The sequence below is a fragment of the Streptomyces sp. HNM0575 genome (genome assembly GCF_012726265.1).
In the GTDB taxonomy this organism is placed as follows: Bacteria; Actinomycetota; Actinomycetes; order Streptomycetales; family Streptomycetaceae; genus Streptomyces.
In genome coordinates this window covers 287,953-313,121 of sequence record NZ_JAASAG010000002.1, presented here as the reverse complement: position 1 = coordinate 313,121, position 25,169 = coordinate 287,953, and the positions used below count along the sequence as shown (strand labels likewise).

The 25,169-nt window shown below is 72.0% G+C and carries 24 protein-coding genes and 1 pseudogene; 14 read left to right on the top strand and 11 right to left on the bottom strand.

Annotated elements, in window-relative coordinates; all coding sequences use genetic code 11:
* Positions 1-282 precede the first annotated feature (282 nt).
* On the bottom strand, positions 283-1,359 hold the full coding sequence (locus HCC61_RS05265; protein WP_206322125.1) for a heavy metal transporter: 1,077 nt from the start codon (positions 1,357-1,359) through the stop codon (positions 283-285).
* A gap of 51 nt (positions 1,360-1,410) precedes the next feature.
* Here HCC61_RS05265 and dapE point away from each other — a divergent pair, with 51 nt between their 5' ends.
* Positions 1,411-2,490, top strand: coding sequence for a succinyl-diaminopimelate desuccinylase (gene dapE, locus HCC61_RS05260; RefSeq protein ID WP_169134087.1), 1,080 nt, complete (start codon positions 1,411-1,413; stop codon positions 2,488-2,490).
* Positions 2,491-2,633: 143 nt separating this feature from the next.
* Positions 2,634-3,386, top strand: coding sequence for a TIGR00730 family Rossman fold protein (locus HCC61_RS05255; protein ID WP_169134086.1), 753 nt, complete (start codon positions 2,634-2,636; stop codon positions 3,384-3,386).
* A gap of 151 nt (positions 3,387-3,537) precedes the next feature.
* On the opposite strand, the gene folP is transcribed toward HCC61_RS05255, so the two are convergent.
* Positions 3,538-4,407 carry a dihydropteroate synthase gene (gene folP, locus HCC61_RS05250; protein WP_169134085.1) on the bottom strand — a complete coding sequence of 290 codons (870 nt, stop codon included), beginning with the start codon at positions 4,405-4,407 and terminating at the stop codon, positions 3,538-3,540.
* Between the two features lie 177 nt (positions 4,408-4,584).
* Between folP and HCC61_RS05245 the strand changes: the two are divergent.
* Both HCC61_RS05245 and HCC61_RS05240 read left to right on the top strand, forming a co-directional pair.
* Positions 4,585-4,914, top strand: a pseudogene (locus HCC61_RS05245) (DivIVA domain-containing protein); the annotation flags it as partial.
* Between the two features lie 256 nt (positions 4,915-5,170).
* A complete protein-coding gene (locus HCC61_RS05240; protein ID WP_169134084.1) occupies positions 5,171-5,776 on the top strand; it encodes a DNA-3-methyladenine glycosylase I in 606 nt (201 codons plus the stop codon).
* 76 nt (positions 5,777-5,852) lie between these two features.
* Here the strand turns inward: HCC61_RS05240 and HCC61_RS05235 are convergent, their stop codons facing one another.
* Positions 5,853-6,641: an enoyl-CoA hydratase-related protein gene (locus HCC61_RS05235; protein WP_169134083.1), complete on the bottom strand. Its 789-nt coding sequence runs from the start codon at positions 6,639-6,641 to the stop codon at positions 5,853-5,855.
* A 288-nt stretch (positions 6,642-6,929) separates the two neighbouring features.
* On the opposite strand from HCC61_RS05235, the gene HCC61_RS05230 reads away from it, so the two are divergent.
* Positions 6,930-7,097 carry a DUF3117 domain-containing protein gene (locus HCC61_RS05230; protein ID WP_206322124.1) on the top strand — a complete coding sequence of 56 codons (168 nt, stop codon included), beginning with the start codon at positions 6,930-6,932 and terminating at the stop codon, positions 7,095-7,097.
* 187 nt (positions 7,098-7,284) lie between these two features.
* On the opposite strand, the gene HCC61_RS05225 is transcribed toward HCC61_RS05230, so the two are convergent.
* Positions 7,285-7,941 carry an O-methyltransferase gene (locus HCC61_RS05225; RefSeq protein ID WP_346777074.1) on the bottom strand — a complete coding sequence of 219 codons (657 nt, stop codon included), beginning with the start codon at positions 7,939-7,941 and terminating at the stop codon, positions 7,285-7,287.
* A 200-nt stretch (positions 7,942-8,141) separates the two neighbouring features.
* Between HCC61_RS05225 and sigE the strand changes: the two genes are divergently transcribed.
* The 4 genes from sigE to HCC61_RS05205 all read left to right on the top strand — a co-directional run bounded on the left by sigE (position 8,142) and on the right by HCC61_RS05205 (position 11,554).
* A complete protein-coding gene (gene sigE / locus HCC61_RS05220) occupies positions 8,142-8,915 on the top strand; it encodes an RNA polymerase sigma factor SigE (protein ID WP_206322123.1) in 774 nt (257 codons plus the stop codon).
* A gap of 11 nt (positions 8,916-8,926) precedes the next feature.
* Positions 8,927-9,925, top strand: coding sequence for a zf-HC2 domain-containing protein (locus tag HCC61_RS05215; protein WP_240968591.1), 999 nt, complete (start codon positions 8,927-8,929; stop codon positions 9,923-9,925).
* Positions 9,926-10,189: 264 nt separating this feature from the next.
* On the top strand, positions 10,190-10,681 hold the full coding sequence (locus HCC61_RS05210) for a sec-independent translocase (protein WP_169134080.1): 492 nt from the start codon (positions 10,190-10,192) through the stop codon (positions 10,679-10,681).
* 219 nt (positions 10,682-10,900) lie between these two features.
* Positions 10,901-11,554 carry a hypothetical protein gene (locus HCC61_RS05205; RefSeq protein ID WP_169134079.1) on the top strand — a complete coding sequence of 218 codons (654 nt, stop codon included), beginning with the start codon at positions 10,901-10,903 and terminating at the stop codon, positions 11,552-11,554.
* Between the two features lie 132 nt (positions 11,555-11,686).
* Here the strand turns inward: HCC61_RS05205 and HCC61_RS05200 are convergent, their stop codons facing one another.
* The 3 genes from HCC61_RS05200 to HCC61_RS05190 all read right to left on the bottom strand — a co-directional run bounded on the left by HCC61_RS05200 (position 11,687) and on the right by HCC61_RS05190 (position 15,018).
* Entirely contained in the window at positions 11,687-12,874 is a 1,188-nt protein-coding gene (locus HCC61_RS05200; RefSeq protein WP_169134078.1) for an Mrp/NBP35 family ATP-binding protein, read from the bottom strand.
* Positions 12,875-12,989: 115 nt separating this feature from the next.
* Positions 12,990-13,685 carry a DUF1003 domain-containing protein gene (locus HCC61_RS05195; protein ID WP_169134077.1) on the bottom strand — a complete coding sequence of 232 codons (696 nt, stop codon included), beginning with the start codon at positions 13,683-13,685 and terminating at the stop codon, positions 12,990-12,992.
* A complete protein-coding gene (locus tag HCC61_RS05190; RefSeq protein WP_169134076.1) occupies positions 13,675-15,018 on the bottom strand; it encodes a CBS domain-containing protein in 1,344 nt (447 codons plus the stop codon). Before HCC61_RS05190 ends, HCC61_RS05195 begins: the two co-directional genes overlap by 11 nt.
* Positions 15,019-15,250: 232 nt before the next feature.
* Between HCC61_RS05190 and HCC61_RS05185 the strand changes: the two genes are divergently transcribed.
* Positions 15,251-15,958: a hypothetical protein gene (locus HCC61_RS05185; RefSeq protein ID WP_346777032.1), complete on the top strand. Its 708-nt coding sequence runs from the start codon at positions 15,251-15,253 to the stop codon at positions 15,956-15,958.
* Positions 15,959-16,217: 259 nt separating this feature from the next.
* Here the strand turns inward: HCC61_RS05185 and HCC61_RS05180 are convergent, their stop codons facing one another.
* Both HCC61_RS05180 and HCC61_RS05175 read right to left on the bottom strand, forming a co-directional pair.
* Positions 16,218-16,748: a hypothetical protein gene (locus HCC61_RS05180; protein ID WP_169134074.1), complete on the bottom strand. Its 531-nt coding sequence runs from the start codon at positions 16,746-16,748 to the stop codon at positions 16,218-16,220.
* 160 nt (positions 16,749-16,908) lie between these two features.
* A complete protein-coding gene (locus tag HCC61_RS05175) occupies positions 16,909-18,024 on the bottom strand; it encodes a magnesium and cobalt transport protein CorA (RefSeq protein WP_169134073.1) in 1,116 nt (371 codons plus the stop codon).
* Between the two features lie 558 nt (positions 18,025-18,582).
* On the opposite strand from HCC61_RS05175, the gene HCC61_RS05170 reads away from it, so the two are divergent.
* From HCC61_RS05170 to HCC61_RS05160, 3 genes are all read left to right on the top strand, one after another.
* Positions 18,583-19,170 (top strand): suppressor of fused domain protein, encoded by a 588-nt coding sequence (locus tag HCC61_RS05170; protein WP_169134072.1) that lies wholly within the window; start codon positions 18,583-18,585, stop codon positions 19,168-19,170.
* Positions 19,171-19,259: 89 nt separating this feature from the next.
* The gene (locus tag HCC61_RS05165; RefSeq protein WP_169134071.1) at positions 19,260-19,901 is read left to right on the top strand and encodes a DUF6758 family protein; all 642 of its coding nucleotides are present in this window, start codon (positions 19,260-19,262) and stop codon (positions 19,899-19,901) included.
* Positions 19,902-20,067: 166 nt separating this feature from the next.
* The gene (locus tag HCC61_RS05160; protein WP_169134070.1) at positions 20,068-20,943 is read left to right on the top strand and encodes a PHP domain-containing protein; all 876 of its coding nucleotides are present in this window, start codon (positions 20,068-20,070) and stop codon (positions 20,941-20,943) included.
* A 127-nt stretch (positions 20,944-21,070) separates the two neighbouring features.
* Here HCC61_RS05160 and HCC61_RS05155 read toward each other — a convergent pair whose 3' ends face one another.
* Positions 21,071-22,012 carry an alpha/beta fold hydrolase gene (locus tag HCC61_RS05155; protein WP_169134069.1) on the bottom strand — a complete coding sequence of 314 codons (942 nt, stop codon included), beginning with the start codon at positions 22,010-22,012 and terminating at the stop codon, positions 21,071-21,073.
* 210 nt (positions 22,013-22,222) lie between these two features.
* Positions 22,223-24,022, bottom strand: coding sequence for a DEAD/DEAH box helicase (locus HCC61_RS05150; RefSeq protein WP_169134520.1), 1,800 nt, complete (start codon positions 24,020-24,022; stop codon positions 22,223-22,225).
* Between the two features lie 330 nt (positions 24,023-24,352).
* On the opposite strand from HCC61_RS05150, the gene HCC61_RS05145 reads away from it, so the two are divergent.
* The gene (locus HCC61_RS05145; protein WP_169134068.1) at positions 24,353-25,084 is read left to right on the top strand and encodes a ferritin-like fold-containing protein; all 732 of its coding nucleotides are present in this window, start codon (positions 24,353-24,355) and stop codon (positions 25,082-25,084) included.
* Positions 25,085-25,169 lie beyond the last annotated feature (85 nt).

The following is a 25,169-nucleotide window of genomic DNA, read 5'->3' as shown; positions in this document are numbered from 1 at the left end:
CTTGAGGAGCCGGAAAGTTGCGGGCCGCCGAAGTAAAGGATTGGCAATGCGTCGCATGATCAGCTCTGCCCAACGGGCCCTGCGCACAGGCTTTTCGCGGTCCTGGCGCTGCCGACTCCCATGAAAAGCAAGGGAGTTGGGCGGGCGCACGCGGTGCGGCGTGCTTCGGTCCGGCGTCCACACCGGGGTGCGGATGTCCCCCGATGGTGATGAGTGATCATGCCGCGCGGTGAGCACGCATCGGCCCGTGATCACATGCCCGATCCGGGAACGGTTGCGCCGTCAGCTCCCCTTGGCCAGCCGTACGCTGACCGCCTGTTCGCCCTGCGCACCGTGTCCCGGGCCCCCGCGCGGACGCCAGCCCTCCTCCGAACTGGACGCGTCCCAGACGCGGTTGCGGTACGAGATCTGCTCGATGTGCAGATCCGAGGCGTTCGCGACCGCCCAGTGCGCCAGCTCCCAGCCGCGCCTGCCCTCCCGCGCCGGGATGCGCACCTCCGAGGCGTCCCCGGCGCGCGCGGCCGTCGCCGCCGCGGCGGTGCGCTTTGCGCCTTCGTCGCTGCGGCCGTCCTCACGTCCGTCGCCGCGGGTGTCCTCACGGCCGTCTTGCCGACCGGCGGCGCGCCGCTCCGGCGCATCGTCCAGGCGCACCTTGCGCGCCGACGGCGGCGCCGCCTCGTCGCGCCTCCCCGCGGGCAGCACGCCGTCGCCGAACTCCCGTACCAGACGGGCCCGTAGAGCGGTGGCGCTGCCCGCCCTGCCGTCGCCGCCGGCCGGTCCCGTGGTGCAGTTGAGCGCGGCGGCGCGGCGGCCGGTCAGCGCGGCGGTCAGCAGCGCGGCGTTCGTCTCGTGCTTCGCGTACGCCTGCGGATAGCCGCTGCGCTGCACGCGCTGTGCGGCGACGGTCAGCGGCAGCCGCGAATAGCCGGGAATCTGCACGAGATGGTCGTAGAACTTTCCTGACGAGTACACGGGATCCTGGATCTGCCGGATGCTTCCCCAGCCCTGGGAGGGCCGCTGCTGGAACAGGCCGAGGGAATCGCGGTCGCCGTGCTCTATGTTGCGCAGAGCCGACTCCTGCATGGCCGTGGCCAGCGCTATCGTGACGGCCCGCTCGGGCAGGTCGCGCTGGGACGCCACCGCGGTGATGGTGGCGGCGTTGGCGGCCTGCTCCGGCTTGATCTCGTACTTCTCCGGCTTTCCGCCGGGAGTCTCGACCATGCAGCGGGCGGGGCCCGTGCTGCTCGTCACGTACTGGGTCGCCGCGTAACCGGCGACGACGAGCAGCACCGTGCACGCCGCGGCGACGCGGAGGGCTCGCGCGCGGGACTTGTGGGGAGCGGATTCGGCGGGGGACACGGGCACAAAGGTAGCCGGTGTGCCAAGTCCCCTGGCCCGTAGGCTGTGTTCATGCAGCACAACGGACTCGACCTGCACCAGGACGCCGCACGGCTGACCGCCCGGCTCGTGGACATGCCCTCGGAGAGCGGGAGCGAGGGCCCGCTCGCCGACGCCGTCGAGACCGCCCTGAGCGCCCTGCCCCATCTGACGGTCGACCGGTACGGCAACAACGTCGTCGCTCGCACCCGCCTCGGCAGGCCCGAACGCGTCGTCCTCGCCGGGCACATCGACACCGTGCCCGCCGCGGACAACGTGCCGTCCCGGCTCGACGACTCCGGCGTGCTGTGGGGATGCGGCACGAGCGACATGAAGGCGGGCGTTGCCGTGCAGCTCCGCATCGCCGCGACCGTGCCCGAGCCCAACCGCGATCTCACCTTCGTCTTCTACGACAGGGAGGAGGTCGCCGCGCATCTCAACGGCCTCGGCCACGTCGCCGAGGCCCACCCCGACTGGCTCGCCGGCGACTTCGCGGTGCTGCTGGAGCCTTCCAGCGGCCAGGTCGAGGGCGGTTGCCAGGGCACGCTGCGTGTGCTGCTGCGCACCAGCGGCGTACGAGCGCACTCCGCGCGCGCCTGGAAGGGCGAGAACGCGATCCACGCCGCCGCGCCGATCCTGGCCCGGCTCGCCTCGTACGAGCCGCGGCGGAAGGTGATCGACGGCCTGGAGTACCGGGAGGGGCTCAACGCGGTCCGCGTCGAGGGCGGCGTCGCCGGCAACGTCATCCCGGACGCGTGCACCGTCACCGTCAACTACCGCTACGCGCCCGACATCGGCGAGGAGCAGGCCCTCGCGCACGTACGGGAGGTCTTCGCGGACTGCGGCGAGTGGGAGCTGACCGTCGACGACAGCTCCGCCGGCGCCCTGCCCGGCCTCTCGCACCCGGCCGCGAAGGCGTTCATGGACGCCGTCGGTGGAGAGCCGCAGCCGAAGTACGGATGGACGGACGTCTCCCGCTTCAGCGCCCTCGGCGTCCCGGCGGTGAACTACGGCCCGGGCGATCCGAACCTCGCCCACAAGCGCGACGAGCGTGTGGAGACGTCGAAGATCCAGCACTGCGAGGACCGGCTGCGCGCCTGGCTCACGGCGTGACCCCGGCGTGACTCCCGGCTGCCCCACCGTAAGAAACCGGCCGTACATCTCCCCGCCGGGTGCGGTGCCGCCGACTGTCACATCACTACGGGGCCCGCGTGCGTACGCTGAATCAGAATGATCGCAGTCGGAGGGAGCCTGGGATGACCAGCCCGGAGCGGGAGCGAGCACGGAAGCCGCGCGAGCAGCGTCTCGGCCCGGTGGTGCGCCGCCGCAAGCAGATGCAGGCCGAGACGACGGACCAGCGGCTGCTGGACACCTCCGGACCCTCGGACTGGGTGCACCAGGATCCGTGGCGTGTGATGCGCATCCAGTCCGAGTTCGTGGAGGGCTTCGGCGCTCTCGCGGAACTCGGCCCCGCCATCAGCGTCTTCGGCTCGGCGCGTACGCCGGTCGACTCGCCGGAGTACGAGGCGGGCGTGCGCATCGGGCGTGCGCTCACCGAGGCCGGGTTCGGGGTGATCACCGGCGGCGGGCCCGGCGCCATGGAGGCCGCCAACAAGGGCGCGCTGGAGGCGGGCGGCACCTCGGTCGGGCTGGGCATCGAGCTGCCCTTCGAGCAGGGCCTCAACCCGTACGTCGACATCGGCGTGAACTTCCGCTACTTCTTCGTGCGCAAGACGATGTTCGTGAAGTACGCGCAGGGCTTCGTCGTGCTCCCGGGCGGCCTCGGCACGATGGACGAGCTGTTCGAGGCGATGACCCTCGTGCAGACCAGGAAGGTCACGCGCTTCCCGATCGTGCTCTTCGGCAGTGACTACTGGCAGGGCCTCGTCGACTGGCTACAGCGCTCGGTCGTCGCACAGGGCAAGGCCTCGGCCCGCGACATCGAGCTCTTCCACGTCACGGACGACATCGACGAGGCGGTCGCCGTGGTCACGAAGGAAGCGGGCTGACGGAGCCGGGTGACGGAAGCGGTGACGGAGGCGGGCCGACCGCCGCGGGCCGACCGCGGCGGGCCGGGCTGACGGAGCCGGAGCCGGGGGCGGCAGCCGGCGGCGGCTGCCCGGGACGGGCCCCACGCGGGGCCGTCCCGGCGGGGGGCGCTCAGGCCAGGCCCCGCCGGGCCACGGCGGGCGGCCGGTGCCCCGCGAGCGAGGCGACCATGTCCAGCACCTGCTTCGTCTCGGCGACCTCGTGCACCCGGAACACCTGCGCGCCGAGCCACGCCGAGACCGCGGTCGTCGCGAGCGTCCCGGTCAGCCGCTCCTTGACGGGCCTGTCCAGCGTCTCGCCCACGAAGTCCTTGTTGGACAGCGAGACGAGCACCGGCCAGCCCGTACGCGTCAACTCCGGGAGCCCGCGCGTGGCTTCGAGCGAGTGCCGGGTGGACTTCCCGAAGTCGTGCCCCGGGTCGATGAGGATGCCGTCCCTGCGCACCCCCAGGGAGACCGCGCGCTCGGCCAGTCCGAGGGTCACCCGCAGGATGTCGGCGAGCACTCCGCCCTCGCCGTCGTAGCTCACCCGGTGCGGCCGGGTCCGCGGCTCGGCGCCGCCCGCGTGCGTGCACACCAGGCCGGCGCCGTGCCGGGCGGCGACCTCGGCGAGGGCCGGATCGACCCCGCCCCAGGCGTCGTTGATCAGGTCCGCGCCCGCCGCGCAGACGGCCTCCCCGACCTCGTGCCGCCAGGTGTCCACGCTGATCACGATGTCCGGGTGGCGGCGGCGTACCTCGGCGACGAAGCCCGCGGTGCGCCGCACCTCCTCCTCGGCGGTGACCTCGTCGCCGGGCCCGGCCTTCACGCCGCCGACGTCGATGACGGCCGCGCCCTCGGCTACGGCCTGTTCGACCCGCTCCAGGGCGGGTTCGTCGCGGAAGGTGGCGCCCCGGTCGTAGAAGGAGTCCGGCGTCCGGTTCACGATGGCCATGACCACCGTCTCGTGCGGACCGAATTCCCGTGTCCCCAGGCGCAGCATCGCCATCCTCCCGCTCGGCACAAGGGGCGGCACGCGCCGTTTCCCCCGGAGGCGACCTTAACGGGCGGCCGAGCGCGCTCCGCTTCGAGACCTGTCGGTTGTGTCGGTGGGGCGTGGCACGATCAGGGACCATAGGAAGCCGTAGTCATCCGGACGGACGTCGGGGAGTTGGCCTTCGTGTTCTGGTTCCTGCTGATCTCGCTTGCCGTGGTCGTCGCCGCGGTCACGCTCGCCGTGGTGGGCAGCTCGGGGGACGGGCGGGGCGGTGCGGTCGCCGGCGGTCTCGCCGAGGCCCCGCCGGACCAGCTCGACGAGCCGCTGCCCGCGGACCGGCCGGTGCACAGGGTGGACGTGGACGCGCTCCGGCTCCCGGTGACCGCCCGTGGATACCGGATGCAGCAGGTCGACGACGTGCTGGACAGGCTCGGCGCGGAGCTGGCCGAGCGTGACGCCCGTATCGCGGAGCTGGAGTCGGCGCTGGCCGGCGCGCAGGCGGCGGCGATGGGGCGCGGCGAGCCGGGCGGATTCGCCGCTCCCGGCGCTCCGGGCGCCCGCGGCGCTCAGGGCGGTCCGGGGCGCCCCGGCGGCCCGGGGGCGCCGACGTCCGGCGTCCGCGAACTCGACGGTGAGTACGGGGAGTTGGAGGAGGCGGGGGAGTTGCTGGATCGGGGCGAGCCCGGGAAGCACGGCACCGGAGGAGCGGTCGCCCCGGGAGGTCCCGGGGCTCCCGGGGCCTTCGTGCAGGATTCGACGGAGCCGCGCGATGGGCGTTGAGGGCGGCGCGCAGCCGGGGCCCGACGGGGAGCTGCGCTGCCCGTGGGGACTGTCCGCGGAGGACTATGTCGCGTATCACGACGGCGAGTGGGGCCGCCCGGTCCACGGTGACGACGCGCTCTACGAGCGGCTGTGCCTGGAGGCGTTCCAGTCCGGCCTGTCCTGGCTGACGATCCTCCGCCGTCGCGAGGGGTTCCGTAAGGCCTTCGCTGGCTTCCGCATCGAGGAGGTGGCGGGCTTCACCCCGGCCGACGAGGAGCGGCTGCTCGGCGATACGGGCATCATCCGCAATCGCGCCAAGATCAGCGCGACGGTGGCCAACGCGAAGGCCGCCGCGTCGCTCGGCGAGGGCGCGCTCGACTCCCTGATCTGGTCGTACGCCCCTGATGCGGAGCGACGCCCCGCGCCCCGCACGCATACCGAGATCCCCGCGGTGACGCCCGAGTCGACGGCCCTGTCGAAAGACCTCAAGAAGCGTGGCTTCCGCTTCGTCGGCCCTACGACGGCGTATGCGCTGATGCAGGCGTGCGGACTGGTCAACGACCACCTCGCGGACTGCTGGGTGCGTGACGAGATGCGGCCGGGCGCCGGCTGACCTGCGCTCGGCCCGGTGACTCCGGCCGCGGGCCCCCGGGACCGCAGCCGTCCCGCGTCGGTTTGCCGTACGGGCGTCAGCGCCCGGTGAAGCGCGGCTTCTCCTTCTTCACGAACGCCTCCACCGCCGCCCGGTGGTCCTCCGACGCCCCCGCGCGCACCTGGAGTTCGGCCTCCTTCTCCAGCGTCTCGGCCAGCGAGCGCCCGGCGCCGTAGGCCAGCGACTCCTTGATCGCGGCGTATGCGCGGGTGGGCCCCTGTGCGAGCTCGCGGGCCACGGTCAGGCCCTCTTCCGTGAGCTCGTCGTCCCGTACGACCCGGTGCGCCAGCCCCAGTTCCAGCGCCTCCCCGGAGCGCACGCTGCGCGGGAAGAGCAGCAGGTCGGCGGCGCGGGCCGGGCCGACGAGTCGCGGCAGCGTCCAGGAGATGCCGGAGTCGGCGGTCAGCGCGATCCCCGCGAACGAGGTGTTGAAGGCGGCGGACTCCGCGAGCACGCGGTAGTCGGCGGCGAAGGCGAACCCGGCGCCGGCGCCCGCCGCGACCCCGTTGACCGCCGCCACGACCGGTTTCGGCATCCCGGCGATGGCGAGCGTGATGGGGTTGTAGTGCTCCTCGACGGTGGTCAGGGCGTTGCCCCCGCTCTCTTCGAGCGCACCGATGTGTTCCTTGAGGTCCTGGCCGACGCAGAAGGCACGCCCGTTGCCGGTCAGCAGCACGGCTCGCACGGCGTCGTCCTCGGCGGCCTGGCGGAGGGTGTCGCGCAGCGCCGACTTGAGCTCGTTGTTGAGCGCGTTCATCGCATCGGGGCGGTTGAGGGTGACCGTCGCGAGACCCTCGGTCACGTCATAGAGCACGGTGTCCGACATGGGGCCAAGCATGGCCCAGATCCACGGGCCCCGACAGGGCGTCCCCGGGCCCTCCGCGACGGCCTCCGGGGGCGCTCCGCGAGGTCCCGCGGGGGGCGAAGCGGAGCAGTATCGCAGCTTCCCCGTCGGAATGAGTGGTTTTGTGCGAGAGCGGGTCACAAGTGATGCGACCTCTTGTTGGTCATCGGGTCCTGCGATGCGGGATAATGACGGGGAAGCAATGTGTTCGATGCCGGTGACACGCGCGTTGTCGGCTGCGATCAGCTGGTTTCAGGAAGGGGAACGAGCATGGCGGCCATGAAGCCGCGGACGGGTGACGGCCCGCTCGAGGTGACCAAGGAGGGGCGGGGCATCGTCATGCGCGTTCCGCTCGAAGGCGGTGGGCGACTCGTCGTCGAGCTGACCCCGGATGAGGCGACTGCGCTCGGTGAGGAGCTGAACAAGGTCTGCGGCTGACGTCCGCAGCCCGGCGGCCCCGCGGCCCGCACGCCGCGTACCGAGTGACGAGCCCCCAGTGGGTCTCCCAGTACCAGGAGTCCGCTGCCCCGGAGCACGCTTCGTGCTCCGGGGCAGCGGCGTTCAGGGGCCCGGCAGGTCTCGCCGTTGGGGATGCGGGCACGGTCGCGAACGGCCCGCGCCCGTCTCACTGCTGGCGCTTGACCGCGCAGAGCAGTCCGTCCCCGACTGGCAGCAGCGACGGCACGAGCGCGTCGCTCTCCCTTACGGCGCCGAGCAGTTCGCGCAGCCTGCGCACCTCGGTGGGCTGCGCCGCGGAGTCGACCGTACGGCCGTTGGCGAAGACCCCCTCGAAGCAGACGAGACCGCCGGGCCGCAGCAGACGCAGCGCCTCGGCGAAGTAGTCCAGGCACTCCGAGCGGTCCCCGTCGCAGAAGACCAGGTCGTAGCCGCGGTCGGCCAGGCGCGGCAGCACGTCGAGGGCGGAGCCGGGGATGAAGCGCGCGCGATTGCCCGCGAACCCCGCGTCACGGAAGGCCTGCCTCGCGAACTGCTGGAGCTCCGGATCCGTGTCCACGGTCGTCAGCACGCCGTCGGAGCGCATCCCGGCCATGAGATGGATTCCGGAGACGCCGGTCCCGGTGCCGATCTCCGCTACGGCCTTGGCGCCCGCGGTGGCGGCGAGCAGCCGGAGAGTGGCGCCGGTGGCGGCTGACACCGCGCGCACGCCCGCCTGCTGGGCCCGCTCACGGGCCCAGCGCAGCGCCGCGTTCTCGGCGTCGTCGACGAGCTCGGCGCCGTAGGCGTCGGCGAACGCCCAGCTCGACTGCCGGTTGCCGGTAATGGCCCTCTCCTGTCCCCGTCCTCCACCAACCGTGACTGTATCCGTTGCCCCGGGAACCCGCGGATGGGACCGAGCGTTGAATCGGGGTGGAAGGTGCCAGGGGTGCCGGGCGATTGCGAGCGACGGCTGTGAAGCAGGCAGAGCGGCAGGACCGGGAGCCGGTCAAAAGTGCTTATCCGGAGCTAACGGGCGAGGTGGTTATGGTTGGTGCTCCACTGGACACCACCAGAGCCGACAGGGGAGGTGCGGCTGCTGTCCGGGACCGTGGAATGCTCCGGCGTTTTCGCAGGTCGGCGGACGAGCCGAAATCCGTGACTGACACAGCTGACCAGGTCCGCCCCGCCGATTCCGCGACCACGGCGACTTTCGACACCGATGCGGACAGCCAGGCGTGGACCCCTCCTTCCTGGGAGGAGATCGTCAGCACGCACAGTGCGCGGGTCTACCGCCTCGCCTACCGCCTCACCGGCAATCAGCACGACGCCGAGGACCTCACCCAGGAGGTCTTCGTCCGCGTCTTCCGTTCCCTCTCGACTTATACGCCGGGCACTTTCGAGGGCTGGCTGCACCGCATCACCACGAACCTCTTCCTGGACACGGTGCGCCGCAAGCAGCGCATCCGCTTCGACGCCCTCGCCGACGACGCCGCGGAGCGGCTGCCCAGCCGTGAGCCCACTCCGCAGCAGCACTTCAACGACACGCACTTCGACGCGGACGTGCAGCAGGCGCTGGACACCCTCGCCCCGGAGTTCCGCGCGGCCGTGGTGCTCTGCGACATCGAGGGCCTGTCGTACGAGGAGATCGCCGCCACGCTCGGCGTGAAGCTCGGGACGGTGCGCAGCCGCATCCACCGCGGGCGCTCGCAGCTCCGCAAGGCGCTCCAGCACCGCTCTCCCGAGGCGCGCGCGGAGCAGCAGCGTGCGCTGAGCGCGGCGGCTTCCGCAGTGGGGAGTGGGGAGGTCGGTGCCGCGTGAGTGGCACAGGCATGGGCGGCAGAGCGCCCCATCCGGAGCGAGAGCTCACCCCGGCCGAGCAGCATCTCGGCGACCGGCTCGCCGCGCTGATCGACGGCGAGTTGGGCCATGACGCACGCGAGCGTGTGCTGTCGCATCTGGCGACGTGCCGCGGCTGCAAGGCCGAGGCGGACGCACAGCGCCGGGTGAAGAGCGTCTTCGCGGACATGGCGCCCCCGCCCCCTTCGGACGGTCTGCTGGCGAGGCTCCAGGGCCTGCCGGGCACGGGCCCGGAGGACGACCCGTATGACGGCATGCCGCCCGGGAGCGCGGGCGCCGGCGTCACCGCCGACGGTTCGCGAAGCGCCGGCGGCGGTCTCCCCGGTACGTCGGCGCCGGCGGCGCACGCGGAGTCCAGCGGCTCCGTATGGCCCCTCGACCAGCTGTGGGGAGGGCGCGGCGGCAGCCTGCTCTCGCCGGGCCGCGGCTTCCGTATACACGAGTTCGAGCGGCTCTCCGCGCGCGGCAGGCGCTTCGCCTTCGCGGCGGCGGGCGCGGTCTCGCTCGCGGCCCTCGCCCTCGCGGGCGGTGTGGGTACGAGCGGCACGGCCGGCGGGCCCTCCATCGCGAAGGGCGACACCGGCACGGCTTCGGCCAGTTCGGTACGTACGGCCGGATCGGGCGGCAGCGCCGACCGCGAGCGCCGCCGCCGGGACGGCTACGCCTCGAACGAGGCGGTGAGCGGCACCGTGCTCAGCGCGAGCACCGCGTCCGCCGACAGCACAGGTGAGTCGCTGAAGTCGGGCCGCGGCACGGGCCTCCACCGCGGCGCACCCTGGGCGGCGCCCACCGCGCCTCCGGCGGGTGCCGAGCGGGACGGCTCCGGCGCCCCGCTGCCGCTGCTGCGGGAGGCCTTCTTCAGCTCGTACGCCCACGGCTCGCAGGGGCACGGCTCGTACGGCCTCGCGGCCGCGGGGGACAGGGACTCCGCGCCCTCCCCGGTCACGACGGCGGCCTCGCAACAGCATTGAGCCGGACCGGGCTCTCCGGCCGTCGGCCATGCGCCGTCCGCAGCGTGCTGCTGAAGCCGGCGCGTACGGCGGCAAGTCCCCACGGGCGAGGGGGACTTGGGGGACACGAATCGCGCGATACGGGTCAGGACCGCACTTCCCGGGGCCGTTCCGGCCGTTCGTACGGATGCCGAGGCGGGCTCCCACCGCGGAGCGCACTGCGGGTACCGTGAGACCGGGCCGTAGGACCGCCCCGTGAACGCTTGAGGATGAGGGAGCTGCAAGGTGTTCTTCGACATAGGACCCCTAGAGCTGGTCGCGCTCGTCATCCTCGCTGTGCTGGTCTTCGGGCCGGAGAAGCTGCCCAAGGTGATCCAGGACGTGGCCGGCTTCATCCGCAAGGTGCGCCAGTTCTCCGACAACGCCCGGGAGGACATCCGCTCCGAGCTGGGGCCGGAGTTCAAGGACTTCGAGTTCGAGGATCTGAACCCGAAGACCTTCGCCCGCAAGCATCTGCTCGACGGCGACGACCTCGGCATGAAGGAGATCCGCAACAGCTTCGACTTCCGCGACGACATGGCGGAGGTCACTGACGCGGTGAACGGGACCGAGAGCGTCGGCGCCCGCGGTTCCGGAAGCCGCGGCGGCGGCAGCCGTACGAGCCTGAGCAAGGGCGGCACGGCCACCGGTTCCGGCTCCTCCGACCCGCTCAGCAAGGAAAGCCCCCGGGAGCGCCCGAAGGACGAGCCGCCGCCCTTCGACGCCGACGCCACCTGAAATCTTTCGGGTCACTTCTCAGGGCACATCGCGCACCGCCCGCATCATCTGCCTCAAACAGGTCACCTGAGAGGCGCATCTCACGTCCCTGATGAAGGGCCGTTGTTTGGTCATGCCCGAAACGGCGGACCCGGGTGGCTATCCTCCCTGTGTCCGGGGTTCGCCGTCCGAGGGGGGCAGGCTGCCCGTGGCACAGGGCATTGAGGAGGCGTCGCGCACATGGAGACGACGAGTCGGGTGGCCGGTGAACCCGGGCCCGCCGCACCGGAGGAGACCGGTGCCGTGCGGGCTGTGGACGGGTTTCTGACGGCTTCCTTTCCGTGGTACGGCCTCGACGAGGCGTTCACCGGACCGCGCTGGCTGATGCAGGTCGGCACGACGGCGGACGGCACGGTCGAGCATGGTTCGACGGGGCATGGAGAGGTGCCCTCGCTCAAGGTCGAGGCGAATCCGGACAATCAGCGGTTCGCGGTCACAGTCACGGTCGCGAGCCGTCCGGTGAGGCGCAGCGCGGACGGCACCGGCGTGCTGGAGGCGACGTCCGTCTCCACGGCTGCCTGGCTGGCCGGTTCGGGACTGCTGTCCTGCACGTGGCCGCAGGAGATGGAGCGCGGCCTGCGTCAGGACTGGCTCGACCAGCAGACGGTGGTCGCGTGGGAGCTGGCCGACGACCTGGGAGGGCAGGGATGGTCCACGCTGACCCTGCCCGTGGACGGCGTGCCCACCGACTTCCACTACCGGGAGTCCGAGTACGGATGGGTGCTCGCGGGCGCGGCACAGGAGGGCGTGCACATCGGGGCGTACGGGCGCGGCATGAGCGCGTACGGCCTGGGTTTCGCCGTCGTGAAGGACATCTCCGCGTACCAGCAGTGATCCGCTCGCGGCTCGTACCGCGAATCACGTGAAGCGCGGAAGGGGCGCCCCGGGCCGGTGGTCCGGGGCGCCCCTCACGCATGGTCCGGCCGATGGCGTCCCGGCGGGACCGGCGTCACAACAGGGCCGTTGTCAGAACTTGTTGGACGGCGTCAGGCCCAGCGACATGCCCGACAGGCCGCGCTGCCGTGTGCCGATCTTGGCCGCGATTCCGCGCAGCGCCGATCCCGCGGGGGAGTCGGGGTCGCTGAGGACGACGGGCTTGCCCTCGTCGCCGCCCTCGCGGAGCCGCAGATCGATCGGGACGCCGCCGAGCACCGGGACCTCGGTGCCCGTGGTCTTCGTCAGGCCCTCGGCGACGCGCTGTCCGCCGCCGGTGCCGAAGATGTCGACCATCTCGTCGCAGTGCGGGCAGGGCATGCCCGACATGTTCTCGATCACGCCGACGATCTTCTGGTGCGTCTGCACGGCGATGGCGCCGGCGCGTTCGGCGACCTCGGCGGCCGCCTGCTGCGGCGTGGTCACGACCAGGATGTCGGCGCTCGGCAGCAGCTGCGCGACGGAGATGGCGATGTCGCCCGTGCCGGGCGGCAGATCGAGCAGCAGCACGTCCAGGTCGCCCCAGTAGACGTCCGCGAGGAACTGCTGGAGGGCGCGGTGCAGCATCGGACCGCGCCAGACCACCGGGGAGTTGCCGGGCGTGAACATGCCGATCGAGATGACCTTCACGCCCTGTGCCGACGGCGGCATGATCATGTCTTCGACCTGAGTCGGACGTCCGTCGGTGCCCAGCATCCGCGGTACGGAATGTCCGTAGATGTCGGCGTCGACGACGCCCACCTTCTGGCCGTCGGCCGCAAGCGCCGCGGCCAGATTGACCGTCACCGACGACTTGCCGACACCGCCCTTGCCGGACGCCACGCAGTAGACGCGGGTCAGGGAACCGGGCTGGGCGAACGGGATTTCACGTTCCGCCTTGCCTCCCCGCAGCGAGGAGGCGAGTTCACGGCGCTGCTCGTCGCTCATCACGTCGAGTTCGACCGAGACCCGTGTGACACCTGCCACACCTTGCACGGCCTCGGTGACGTTCGCGGTGATCGTCTCGCGGAGCGGACAGCCGGACACCGTCAGATAGATTCCGACGTCGACCGCGCCGTCGGGAGCGATGGCGATGGACTTCACCATGCCGAGGTCGGTGATCGGCCGGTGGATCTCCGGGTCGTCGACCGTCGCGAGCGCGGCACGTACTGCGTCCTCGGTGGGAGGGGTCGCAGAGGGATCCCCCTCCCGTACGGACTCTGGGGGAGTGTCGGTAGCCATGCGCAAATGGTACGGCCGTGCCCCGGTGCACCCGAAGTCGCGGGTGCGGGGTGCGGATCCCCCTCCGGCTCGCCCCCCGTCTCCCCTCCGGCTCACCCTCCGTCTCCCCTCCGGCTCACCCTCCGTCGGGCCGGCCTCCCGTGCCGGTGCCGGCCCGTTCCGGTTCCTGCTCCTGCCGTCCCTGCTGCTGCTCCAGCTCCTTCACCATTTCCTGGAGTTCAGAGCGGATCCAGTCGCGGGTGGCGACCTCGCCGAGGCCCATCCGGAGCGAGGCGATCTCCCGGGTGAGGAACTCGGTGTCGGCGATGCTGCGTTCGTTCTGCTTCCGGTCCTGCTCCAGATTGACCCGGTCCCGGTCGTCCTGGCGGTTCTGCGCGAGCAGGATCAGCGGGGCCGCGTACGACGCCTGAAGGGACAGGGCGAGCGTCAGGAAGATGAAGGGGTATTCGTCGAAGCGCAGCGGCGCCGGAAGCAGCACGTTCCAGGCGATCCAGAACGTGACGACGACGGTCATCCAGACGATGAACCTGCCCGTGCCCAGGAAGCGCGCGATCTCCTCCGACAGCCGCCCGAAGGCGTCGGGGTCGTACTCCGGCAGCAGCCTGCGCGTCGTCGCCCGCGGCACGTCCAGCCGGCCGCGCGTGCTGCGCTCCCGTTCGCGCTCGCGGGCCTCGGCCTCCTCGCGGTCCCGGTCACGCTCGCGTTCGAGCTCCCGTTCCAGATCGCGGTCGCGTCCGCGGTCGCCTTCGCGCTCTCTGCTCCGCTCCCTGATCCTGTCCCTGATCCGGTCCCGGTCGCGTTCAGCCGCCATGGCGCACGACCCCCTCCCTGCGCGGTCCGCCGGCCTCGGGCAGCCGCTGGGCGGCCTCCTCGCGCCAGTCGTCCGGGAGCAGATGGTCCAGCACGTCGTCGACCGTGACGGCGCCCAGCAGATGCCCGCCGTCGTCGACGACCGGGGCCGCCACGATGTTGTACGTGGCGAGATAACTGCTCACCACGGGCAGCGTGCTCTCGGGCGGCAGCGGCCGCAGATCCGTGTCCACGATCGAACCGACGAGGGTGAACGGCGGGTCCCGCAGCAGCCGCTGGAAGTGAACGAGCCCCAGATACTTCCCCGTCGGCGTCTCGTCGGGCGGCCGGCAGACGAAGACCTGCGCGGCCAGCGGCGCGGACAGGTCGGCGTTGCGCACCCGCGCGAGCGCGAGTGCCACGCTGTCGTCGGGCTGGAGGACGATGGGCTCGGTGGTCATGATGCTGCCGGCCGTGCCCTCCTCGTACGACAGCAGCCGCCGTACCGGCGCCGCGTCCTGGGGTCGCATCAGCTGGAGCAGGCGCTCCTTGTCCTGCTCGGCCAGCTCGGAGAGGAGGTCGGCGGCGTCGTCCGGGTCCATGGCCTCAAGTACGTCGGCGGCGCGCTCGTCGGGCAGTTCGTCGAGGAGCTCGACCTGGTCGTCGGTGGGCAGCTCCTCCAGCACGTCGGCGAGCCGGTCGTCGTCGAGCGCCGCGGCGACCTCCGTGCGGCGCTTCGGCGAGAGGTGGTGGACGGTGTTGGCGATGTCAGCCGGGCGCATGCGCTCGAAGGTGGCGAGCAGAGTCGCCGCGCCCTGTTCCCTCTCCTCCAGCGCGAAGCCGGTCACGGCCGACCACTCGACGGTCAGCGCCTCGCCCCGCCGCCGGAGGGCGCCGGCCTTGCCGCGCCGTCCCCGCCGTACGAAGACCTTGTCGATCTGCCAGTCGCGCCGGGCCGGAAGCTGCTGGATCCCGACGTCGAGGACCGTGACCTGCTCGCCGGTCTCCACCAGGGTCACCTGACGGTCCAGCAGCTCGCCGAGCACGAGAGTCTCCGCGGGGCGCTGCTCGAAGCGGCGCATGTTCACCACGCCCGTGGTGATCACCTGGCCCGACTCCACGCCCGTGACGCGCGTCATCGGCAGGAACACCCGTCGTCTGCTGACCACTTCGACCACGAGGCCGAGCACGCTCGGCGGCCGTTCGCGCTGCGGCCGGTCGCCGGCCCCGGGGACGGGCTGGCCGCGCAGCATGACGACGACGTCGCGCACCCGCCCCACCTGGTCGCCGTTGGGATCGAAAACGGCGATGCCGGACAGGTGCGAGACGAAGACCCGGGAGGCGCCTGCGGCCATCAGTCGGGCCTCCTCGTCCGTCCGTACTTCGATGCAAACGCACCCTTTGCCGCCTTCAGCCTAGCCTGGCACGGGCCCGCGGGACCGTGCGCGATGGTCCGGACGGCTGCCGTCCGGTACGGCCCGGGGACCCCGGTAGGGTGCGGTTCCCGGGCTCGATCTCCAGGAGGTTGCCGACGTGGTTGGACGCGCCCGCACAGGAGGAAGCACGGTCTTCAGGGGGGCCGTCTGCGTGGGACTCACCGTCGTACTGGCCGCATGCGGGACGGTCGATCCCGACGCCGGCACCAACGGCGTCGGCAAGCTCTCCGCGTCCAAGATCGAGAAGAAGGCGCGGACCGCGGCCGAGGGCGCCAGATCCGTGAAACTCTCCGGCACCGTCGTCAGCAAGGGCGGCACCTACCACCTGAACATGCGGCTCAGGAAGGACGGGGCCACGGGCAAGGTCGCCTCCAAGGGCGGTTCGGCGTTCTGGCTGCTGCGCATCGGCAAGGAGCTGTTCCTGAAGGCCGACGCGGACTTCTGGGCGCGGCAGGAGAAGGGCGGGAAGCAGCCCTCCAAGTCCGATGTGCAGGCGGCGGGCAAGCTCGACGGCAAGTACGTCAAGGTGCCCGCGGGAGACCCCGCTTACCGGCAGCTCAGCGGCTTCGCCGACATGCGCGTGCTGCTGGAGGGGCTGCTGGTGATGAACGGCAAGCGCGAGACGGCCGACCGGGGCGAGGTCGGCGGCGTCAAGACCGTACGGGTACAGGGCGGCGGCGGCAGCGGCGGCATCGTCGACGTCTCGCTGCTGGGCACTCCCTATCCGCTGCGCATCCAGCGCGCAGGCGGTGCGGGCACCATCGAACTCGACGACTGGAACAAGGAGTTCGACCTTCAGCGGCCGGCGAAGCAGCAAGTGGTCGACTACGGGAAGAAGATCTTCGGCGACAAGGGCTGAGCCGGGGCGGGGACGGACTCAACACCGGGAATTCCAGCGGGTGATGGGACGTCAGCGTCCGATGGCTGTCATCTGTCATCTGTCATCTGTCAGCCGTCAGCCGTCAGCCGTCAGCCGTCAGCCGTCATCTGTCAGCCGTCAGCCGTCAGCCGTCATCTGTCCGCTGTCCGCGGTGTCCCGTGTCCCGGCCCCGCTTCGGGTCGGTCCGATGTGCCGACCGCTCCGGGCTCCCGCGACCGCTATGCCGCTCCCGCGGCCGCTACGCGCCGTGCTGGCGGCGCCTGCGGAAGAGCAGCCTGGGCAGCCCCGCCGGAATGCGCCGCCGGGTCGTCGCGGGCGTCGGCTGCGGCACCGCCGCCTGCGAACCGTCCGGCATGGCACCGGGCTTCTGCACGGGCGCTCCCGCGGGCTCCAGCCGCAGCACCCGGCACTCAAGGGCCCAGCGCTCCGCGACCGTGGGGAAGTCGGGTGCGTTGAGCCGCTTGCCGCGCAGTTCGCCCACCGCCGTCTCCCACCGCTCGCCGTGCGGCGCCAACTCGACGACGCGGGCGGGCCAGACCACCAGACGACCGCCCTTGTCCTTGCTGCGCACGCTGACCGTGGCGGTGCCCCCGTCCGCCAACCCGAGGTCGTCCAGGGGCTGTTCGAGCGGTCCGCCGCCGACGAGGCAGACGGCGCCGTCGTGCCACACATGCCACAGGGCACGGGAGGGACCCTCGGTGCCGCGCACCCAGATGAGGCCGGACTTCTTCGTGGCCTCCTCGATGAGGGCCTGATCGAGCAGCGTCATGTGCGCAGGCTACCGGGCGACGGCGGGCACGCCGGCGGCGACAGGCGCCGTGCACCGCCCGCCGCCGCGGTCGTGACCCGGTATTCGCCGCGTACGCCTGCGAGTTCGCCGCCGTGGCGCGCCGACGCGTCCCGTCCACTACGGGTGACGGCGTAACCCGTCAGAGCCACCCGTTCCGCTTGAAGCCGCGGTAGATGGCGACGCAGATCGTCACCGTCACGGCCATCACCGTGGGATAGCCGTACTTCCAGCCCAGTTCGGGCATGTACTTGAAGTTCATCCCGTAGATGCCCGCGATCATCGTCGGCACGGCGAAGATCGCCGCCCATGAAGTGATCTTGCGCATGTCCTCGTTCTGCGCGACGGTCGCCTGCGCCAGGTTGGCCTGGAGGATCGAGTTGAGGAGCTCGTCGAAGCCCAGCACCTGCTCGTTGACCCGCGTCAGGTGGTCCGCCACGTCGCGGAAGTACTTCTGGATCTCCGGGTCGATCACCTGCAACGGCCGCTCGCTCACCAGCTGCATAGGCCGCAGCAGCGGCGAGACGGCGCGCTTGAACTCCAGCACCTCGCGCTTGAGCTGGTAGATGCGCCCGGCGTCGCCGCCGCGCCGCGCGTTGCCCCCCGTGGTGTCGGAGAAGACCTCGATCTCCACCTCGTCGATGTCGTCCTGCACGGCGTCGGCCACCGCGAGATAGCCGTCCACGGTCTGGTCGGCGATCGCGTGCAGCACCACCGAGGGCCCCTTGGCGAGGAGTTCGGCGTCGTCCTCCATGCGGTGACGCAGCGCGCGCAGCGAACCCTGGCCGCCGTGCCGCACCGTGATGATGTAGTCCTGGCCCGTGAAGCACATCACTTCGCCGGTCTCCACGACCTCGCTGGTGGAGGTCAGTTCGGCGTGCTCCACGTAGTGGATGGTCTTGAAGACGGTGAACACGCTGTCGTCGTAGCGCTCCAGCTTCGGGCGCTGATGTGCCTGTACGGCGTCCTCCACGGCGAGCGGGTGCAGTCCGTACTCCGTGGCGATGCCGGAGAACTCCCGCTCCGTCGGCTCGTGCAGACCGATCCACACGAACTCCCGCCCGCCGCTGGAGCGGACGCGCTGAAGTGCCTCGTCGGGTGTCATGCGGGCGGAGACGCGCTGCCCGTCCCGGTAGACCGCGCAGTCGACCACGGCGGTGCCGGCGGCGTGGGTGCGGGTGTTCTCGTACGGGTGGGAGGAACGCCCCTTGCGCAGGGACGGGCGGACGGCGGCGCGCAGGTCTCGGATCATCGACATGCTGAGCTCCTTGTCGGTGCCTGACGCGGCCCGGCTCAGCGCTGCCCGGAATGTGGACCTACGGTTCGTGCGCGCGGTGCTCGACGGCCGGAGGTCTGCAAAGCGGGTACCGCTCGGTGCCGGTCACGACGGCGTTCATCGGTTCGCTGTCGGACGGGGTGGAGCGAAGCTCTGCGCTCTTCCGACTTGATGCGTCCCGGGGAGCAGAGTGGAGAACAGCCCGGAAAAAGCTTCCCTCTGTGGGGTTTCACCGTTGAAACCCGTGGGGAGTAGGGCGCTCAGGAGTGGGGACGCGGCCTTGCGACGGAAGAGCAGTTGGTACTGCACGGTCGACTCGGATCCATGTCAGTCCCACCTCCTCCGGCCGGTCCCCTGCGGGGGACGATTCGCATGTCTGACCAGCAGCCAACGGTAACACCGGTCAGAGGGTGCCGTGTCCGTTCGGGCCTATGGGCGCATCTCTTTGCCACCTCCTTACGCGACCGGCCACCCCTTACGAGTCCTTACGCGTCCTTACGCGATCGGCCACGCGATTCCGTGCGGATCTATGCTCGCGTCATGGCTGACGTGACGGAACTGGTGGAGGCACGGCTGCGTTCGGCGCTGGGCGAGCCCGACGCGCGGGCCTCGGTGACGTTCCTCGGCACCGAGCGCATCGACGTGCTGCGCTTCGTCGACGACGACGTCGTGCGCTACGCCACGCTCGGGATGTCAGCCGCACCCATGACGGATCCCGCCGACGCGCTGGCCGACCCCGACCGTGGCCCCCGTGCCGAACTCCTGCTGTCCGTAAGGGCCGGGATCACGGAGACCGGCAAGGTGCTGCGTCCGCTGGCCGTGCTCGCCGCCTCGCCGCAGGTGGAGGGCGTCGTCGTGGCGCCGGGCGCCTCGCTGGACGTCGGGGAGCCGCTGTGGCCGGGCGCCCCCTTCACATCCGTACTCGTGGCCGAACCGGGCGGTCTCGTCGAGGACTTGGAGCTCGACGCCCCGCTGGAACCGGTGCGGTTCCTGCCGTTGCTGCCCATGACGCCGAACGAGGCGGCGTGGAAGCGGGCACGCGGCGCCGACGCGCTTCAGGAGCGCTGGCTGCGGTACGGCACCGACCTGCGCGACCCGCTGCGGCAGGCGGTCCCGCTGGAGGGCTGAGCGGAGGCCGGCGGGGCGGCCGGGGGCCGTGGCCGGACCGGGCTGATCGTCCTTGACGCGGGAGCCCCCGGGGAGCACCGTTGTTCAACATGAGGGGCGAACCCAGTTGCCCGAAATGCGGTGGCCGGGTGCGGGCGCCCGGACTCTTCGCCGATACCTGGCAGTGCGATCTGCACGGGACGGTGCACCCGTTGCAGCCCGTCGTTCCCCCCAGCGTGGAAGCTCTCGCCGTGGCCGTCGGCCGTACGAAGGTGCCGGTCTGGATGCCGTGGCCGCTGCCCGTCGGGTGGCTCTTCTCCGGTGTGGCCTGCGCGGGCGACGACCGCAGCGGCGGACGCGCGACGGCCGTGGCGTGCTCGGGACCGGGACCGCTCGGCGGTCCGGGCGAACTCATCCTGGTCGCCGAGGAGTTGGGCGTCGGCCTCGGTGCGCGGTACGCGGGCGTGGACGGGCCCGACCCGGGACGCGGCATGCGCGTGGACCAGCCGCCGCCGGTGAAGGTGCTGGCCGCGGGCCGCCCGACGCCGCTGTGGCACGTGACGGGCTCGGCCAGCGACCGCGCCGTCTTCGCGGGCGAGGCCCGCGGGCTGTGGCTGTGGGCCATCGTCTGGCCCGAGCAGTCGGGGCTGCTGCTGTACGACGAACTTGTGCTCACCGACCTGCGGGACGCCGGCGCCGAAGTCGATCTGCTGCCGTGCGGCACGCTCTCGCCGCGCATCATCTCGCCCTGAGCGCGGGCGGGATCCCCTCCGCGAGCCCGGGCGGAGCCGAGGGCGTGTGGTCTGCGCGGCCCGGGCGGAACCGGGCGTGCGGGTGCCCGGCGGGAGCCCAGGCGGCCGCGGCTATCCTGGGCACCCTCGTCTCCGTACGCCCCCGTCCGCAGCTGGAGCCCTTCTCGTGCGCATCGACCTGCACACCCACTCCACCGCCTCGGACGGCACTGACACCCCCGCCGAACTCGTGCGGGGCGCGGCCGCCGCAGGACTCGACGTCGTCGCGCTGACCGACCACGACACGGTCGCCGGGCACGACGACGCCGCGGCGGCCCTGCCCGCCAGGCTCACGCTGGTGACCGGCGCCGAGCTCTCCTGCCGTCTGGACGGCGTGAGCCTGCACATGCTGGCCTACCTCTTCGACCCGTCCGAGCCCGAACTCGCCCGCGAGCGCGAGCTGGTGCGCGACGACCGCGTACCGCGGGCCCGCACCATGGTGGGCAGGCTGCGCGAGCTGGGCGTCCCCGTGACCTGGGAGCGGGTGGCCGAGATCGCGGGCGACGGCGCCGTAGGCCGCCCGCACATCGCCACCGCCATGGTCGAGGCCGGCGTCGTCGACAGCGTCTCGGACGCCTTCACGGCGGAGTGGATCGCCAACGACGGAAGGGCGTACGCGGAGAAGCACGAGCTCGACCCGTTCGACGCGCTGCGCCTGATCAAGGGAGCGGGAGGCGTCGCCGTGTTCGCGCATCCGCTGGCGGCCAAGCGCGGTCAGTGCGTGCCGGAGAGCGCGATCGCGGATCTGGCCGCCGCGGGCCTCGACGGTGTCGAAGCCGACCACATGGACCACCTGCCGGAGACCCGTGCCCGACTGCACGGCATCGCCGGCGATCTGGGGCTGCTCGCCACCGGCTCCAGCGATTACCACGGCAGCCGCAAGAGCTGCGGGCTCGGAGAGCACACCACCGATCCCGGGGTGTACGAGGAGATCGTGGCCCGTGCCTCCGGCGCCTCGCCCGTCACGGGACCGGCGTCCGGCGCCGCATTCCCGGAGAGCTGAGGCCCCGGACTTCCTGGAGGGCTGAGGTCGTCGACCGCTGAGGCTTCAACGGCTGAGGCTTTCAACGGCCGAGGCTTCAACGGCTCAGGCCGTCACCGGCTGAGGCCCTCAATCTCCGGGGACGCCGTCATTTTCCGGGGAGGTCGCCGCTCCAGAAGGACGCGAGCGCGCGGGCCGTCTCCTCGGGGCGCTCGGCGTTCGGCGAGTGCCCGGCATCCGCCACGACGGTGCGGGCCGCCCCGAGCCGTACGGCCGTCTCGTCCAGCAGCCGCACCGGCCACGCGTAGTCCACCGAGCCCGAGATCACATGTACGGGCAGCGGCTCCGCCCGGTCGCGCAGCACCGTCGCGAGTGCGTCGATCCGGTCCGGCTCGTCGAGCAACTGCTTCCCGGTGGCGGCGAGTTGCTCCGGTACGTGCCGTATCCAGCGCCTGCGCAGGAACTCGGCGACGTGCGGCGGCGTGTCCTCGTCGGCCGCCTCGGCCGGGTCCAACTCGCACATCGCCCGCCAGATCTCGGCCATCTCCATCACCCCCAGCGCCCCCAGCAGCATCTTCAGACGGCGCTGCTGCACCGTGGAGACCGCCGCGGGTCCGCTGCTCATGAGGGTGAGCGACGCGAACGGCGAGGCGTCCAGCAGTACGGCGGCTCGCGCGACGAGGCCGCCCAGCGAGTGCCCCAGCAGATGCACGCGGTCCACGGGGTCCACGGGTGGTTCCCCGGAAGCGTCGCCGTCGGTGCCGTCGCGTCCGTCCCCGCCCTCCCGTAGCGCGGCCGCGAGAGCCAGCACGTCTCGGGCCAGCTCGGGCTGTGCGTACGCGGACTCCTCGCGGGGACCGCCCGTCTCGTACTGCCCCCGGCCGTCGACGGCCACGGTCCGGTAGCCCATGCCCGCGAGCGGGGCGAGGAGTGCGAGGAAGTCCTCCTTGCTGCCGGTGAAGCCCGGCAGCAGCAGTGCCGTGCCCGCGGCGGGCTCGCCCGCCTCGAGTACGGCGAACTCACCGCGCGCGGTGGGCAGTCGGCGGGCGCGGACCGTGGGCGGCAGCCCGAGGAACGGCGGCTTGCTCATGCGAGGACGCTACCGCCATGCGCGGCGGGCGGCAGCGGCGCGTGGCGGCGGCGCTCGCCGCACGGACGAGGCCCGGCGCCCCTCAGCGGGTGCCGGGCCTGTCACCGGGCCTGTACGGGCCCTCATGATTCGGTTGTCAGCCGTGCGGCGGGTGCCGTGCGCTGCCGTGCGCGGTGAGGCGCGGGCGGGCGGCGCGGGCCCCGCCCGCCGTCAGCTCTCGGGGCTCGCCTGCGGCTGCTGTCCCGCCTTGGCGCTGTTGCCGCCGCCGCGGGTGCGGCGCCGGCGGCGCGGCTGGGCGCCCTCCGCGTCCGACGCGTCGTGCTGCCGGCCCGTCGCCGTGGCCGTGGCCGTAGCGGTGGCTCCGGAGGCAGCCTTCGCGCCGTTGCCGCTGCCGCCTCCGCGCGTACGGCGCCTGCGGCGCGGCTTGCGGGCCCCACCGGCCCCGCCGTCCTGGTTCGCGTCCGCGGCCGGAGTCACCGGTGCGCCCCCGTCGGCGCCGGCTCCCGGATCGGTCCCCGTCGCGGCCGGGCCGCCGTCGCCGACGGGCTGCCCGTTGCGGGTGCGCCGACGCTGCCGCGGCGGACGTGCGCGCCGCTCCCGCGTCCCGGACTCGCCGTCGCTCTCGTTGCCGCCACGTCCGCCGCGGCCGCGCGCCGGGCCACGGCCCGTCTCGCCCAGGTCCTCGACCTGCTCCGCCGAGAGCCCCGCACGGGTGCGCTCGCCGCGCGGCAGCACGCCCTTGGTGCCCTCGGGGATGCCGAGCGCCTCGTACAGGTGCGGGGAGGTGGAGTACGTCTCCTCCGGGTCGGGCAGCCCGAGCTCCAGCGCCTTGTTGATCAGCTGCCAGCGGGGGATGTCGTCCCAGTCGACGAGGGTCACGGCCGTACCGTAGGCGCCCGCGCGCCCCGTGCGCCCGATGCGGTGGAGATACGTCTTCTCGTCCTCGGGCGACTGGTAGTTGATGACGTGCGTGACGTTGTCGACGTCGATGCCGCGTGCCGCCACGTCCGTGCAGACCAGGACGTTGACCTTGCCGTTGCGGAAGGCGCGCAGCGCCTGCTCGCGGGCGCCCTGCCCGAGGTCGCCGTGCACGGCTCCGGCGGCGAAGCCGCGCCGGGCGAGCTGGTCCGCGACGTCCGCCGCGGTCCGCTTCGTACGGCAGAAGATCATCGCCAGTTCGCAGCCCTCGGCCTGCAGTATGCGGGCCACCATCTCCTGCTTGTCGAGCGAGTGGGCGCGGAAGGCGTGCTGTGTGGTGTTGGCCACGGTCTGGCCCGCGTCGTCCGGCTCGGAGGCGCGGATGTGCGTGGGCCGGTCCATGTAGCGGCGGGCCAGGGAGATGACCTGGCCCGGCATCGTCGCGGAGAAGAGCATGGTCTGCCGCTTCACCGGCAGCATCTGGATGATCTTCTCGACGTCGGGCAGGAAGCCCAGGTCGAGCATCTCGTCCGCCTCGTCCAGCACGAGGGAGCGCACGTCCGACAGGCGCAGCTTCTTCTGGCCCGCCAGGTCGAGCAGCCGCCCGGGAGTGCCGACGACGACGTCGACGCCCTTCTTGAGGGACTCGATCTGCGGCTCGTAGGCACGGCCGCCGTAGATCGGGACGACCCGGACGTTACGGACCTTGCCCGCCGTCAGCAGATCGTTCGTGACCTGCTGGCACAGCTCACGCGTCGGTACGACGACGAGCGCCTGCGGGGAGTCGGTGAGCATCTCCGGCTCCGCCCTGCCGGACTCGACGTCGGCGGGAACGGTGACGGACTCCAGCAGCGGAAGGCCGAAGCCGAGCGTCTTGCCCGTGCCGGTCTTCGCCTGGCCGATGACGTCGCCGCCTGTGAGGGCGACGGGGAGCGTCATCTCCTGGATGGGGAAGGGAGTGGTGATGCCGACGGCTTCGAGGGCCTCGGCTGTCTCGGAAAGGATTCCGAGTTCGCGGAAAGTCGTGGTGGTCAGGATTCTGGCCTCTTCTGTGTGACGCGCGAGGAGGCGGCGAGGAGGGTCGTACCGCATCAGCGGGGGCGGCGTCTGCCGGCCCGCCGGTCCGTGCGGGACCACTGGCTCTCGCTCAAGCGCTCTTCACGCGAGCGGTCCCTCATGTCACGAGACGTGTGGTGAACACGCGTCACGCGCGGAGGGCTGTCGGGTCGGAGCCGATCGGGCCTCCGACCGGGCATCCGCAGTCTTGCGTGCTTGCGTCCCGCCGTGCGGCGGAAACCTTTATCACTGTACCCCGGATCCGTGCATGTGTACCGGGGCGATTGTTGTGTACGAGTTCACTGTGGCTTGCGGGCCCGGAACCAGGGGCTTACCGGGGAGTTGACGAGGGCTATCGTGCTCGGCATGGAGACCAATGGGAAGACCCCCGATGCCGTGCACACAGGGATCGCCACCCAGGACTGGGCTGCGGCGTCCGCCGACCCGACGTACCGGGCGGCGGCGGTGGACCTGCTGGGTGCCCTGGCCTACGGGGAGCTTGCCGCCTTCGAACGGCTCGCGGAGGACGCGAAGCTCGCGCCGACGCTCGGCGACAAGGCCCAGCTCGCGGCCATGGCGGCCGCCGAGTTCCAGCACTTCGCGCAGCTGCGGGACAGGCTGTCGGTGATCGACGCCGAGCCGACCGAGGCCATGCAGCCCTTCGCGGCGGCCCTCGACGAGTTCCACCGGCAGACCGCTCCCTCGGACTGGCTGGAGGGCCTGATCAAGGCGTACGTCGGCGACTCGATCGCCGCGGACTTCTACCGCGAGGTGGCAGTACGCCTGGACTCCGACACCCGTGCCCTGGTGCTGGGAGTCCTCGAGGACAGCGGGCACTCCAGCTTCGCGGTGGAGAAGGTACGGGCCGCGATCGACGCGGATCCGCGGGTCGGCGGCAGGCTGGCGCTGTGGGCGCGGCGGCTGATGGGGGAGGCCCTGTCGCAGGCGCAGCGCGTGGTCGCGGACCGCGACGCGCTCTCGACGATGCTGGTGGGCGGCATGGCCGACGGCTTCGATCTCGCTGAGGTGGGGCGGATGTTCTCCCGTATCACGGAGGCGCACACCAAGCGCATGGCCGCGCTGGGGCTGGCCGCCTGAGCCGGGGGAGTCCGGGCGGGGGCGGGGGCGCGAGCGAGGGGTCGCGCGATGTCGAGGCGTCGAGGAGCCTGCCGGGCCGACGCTC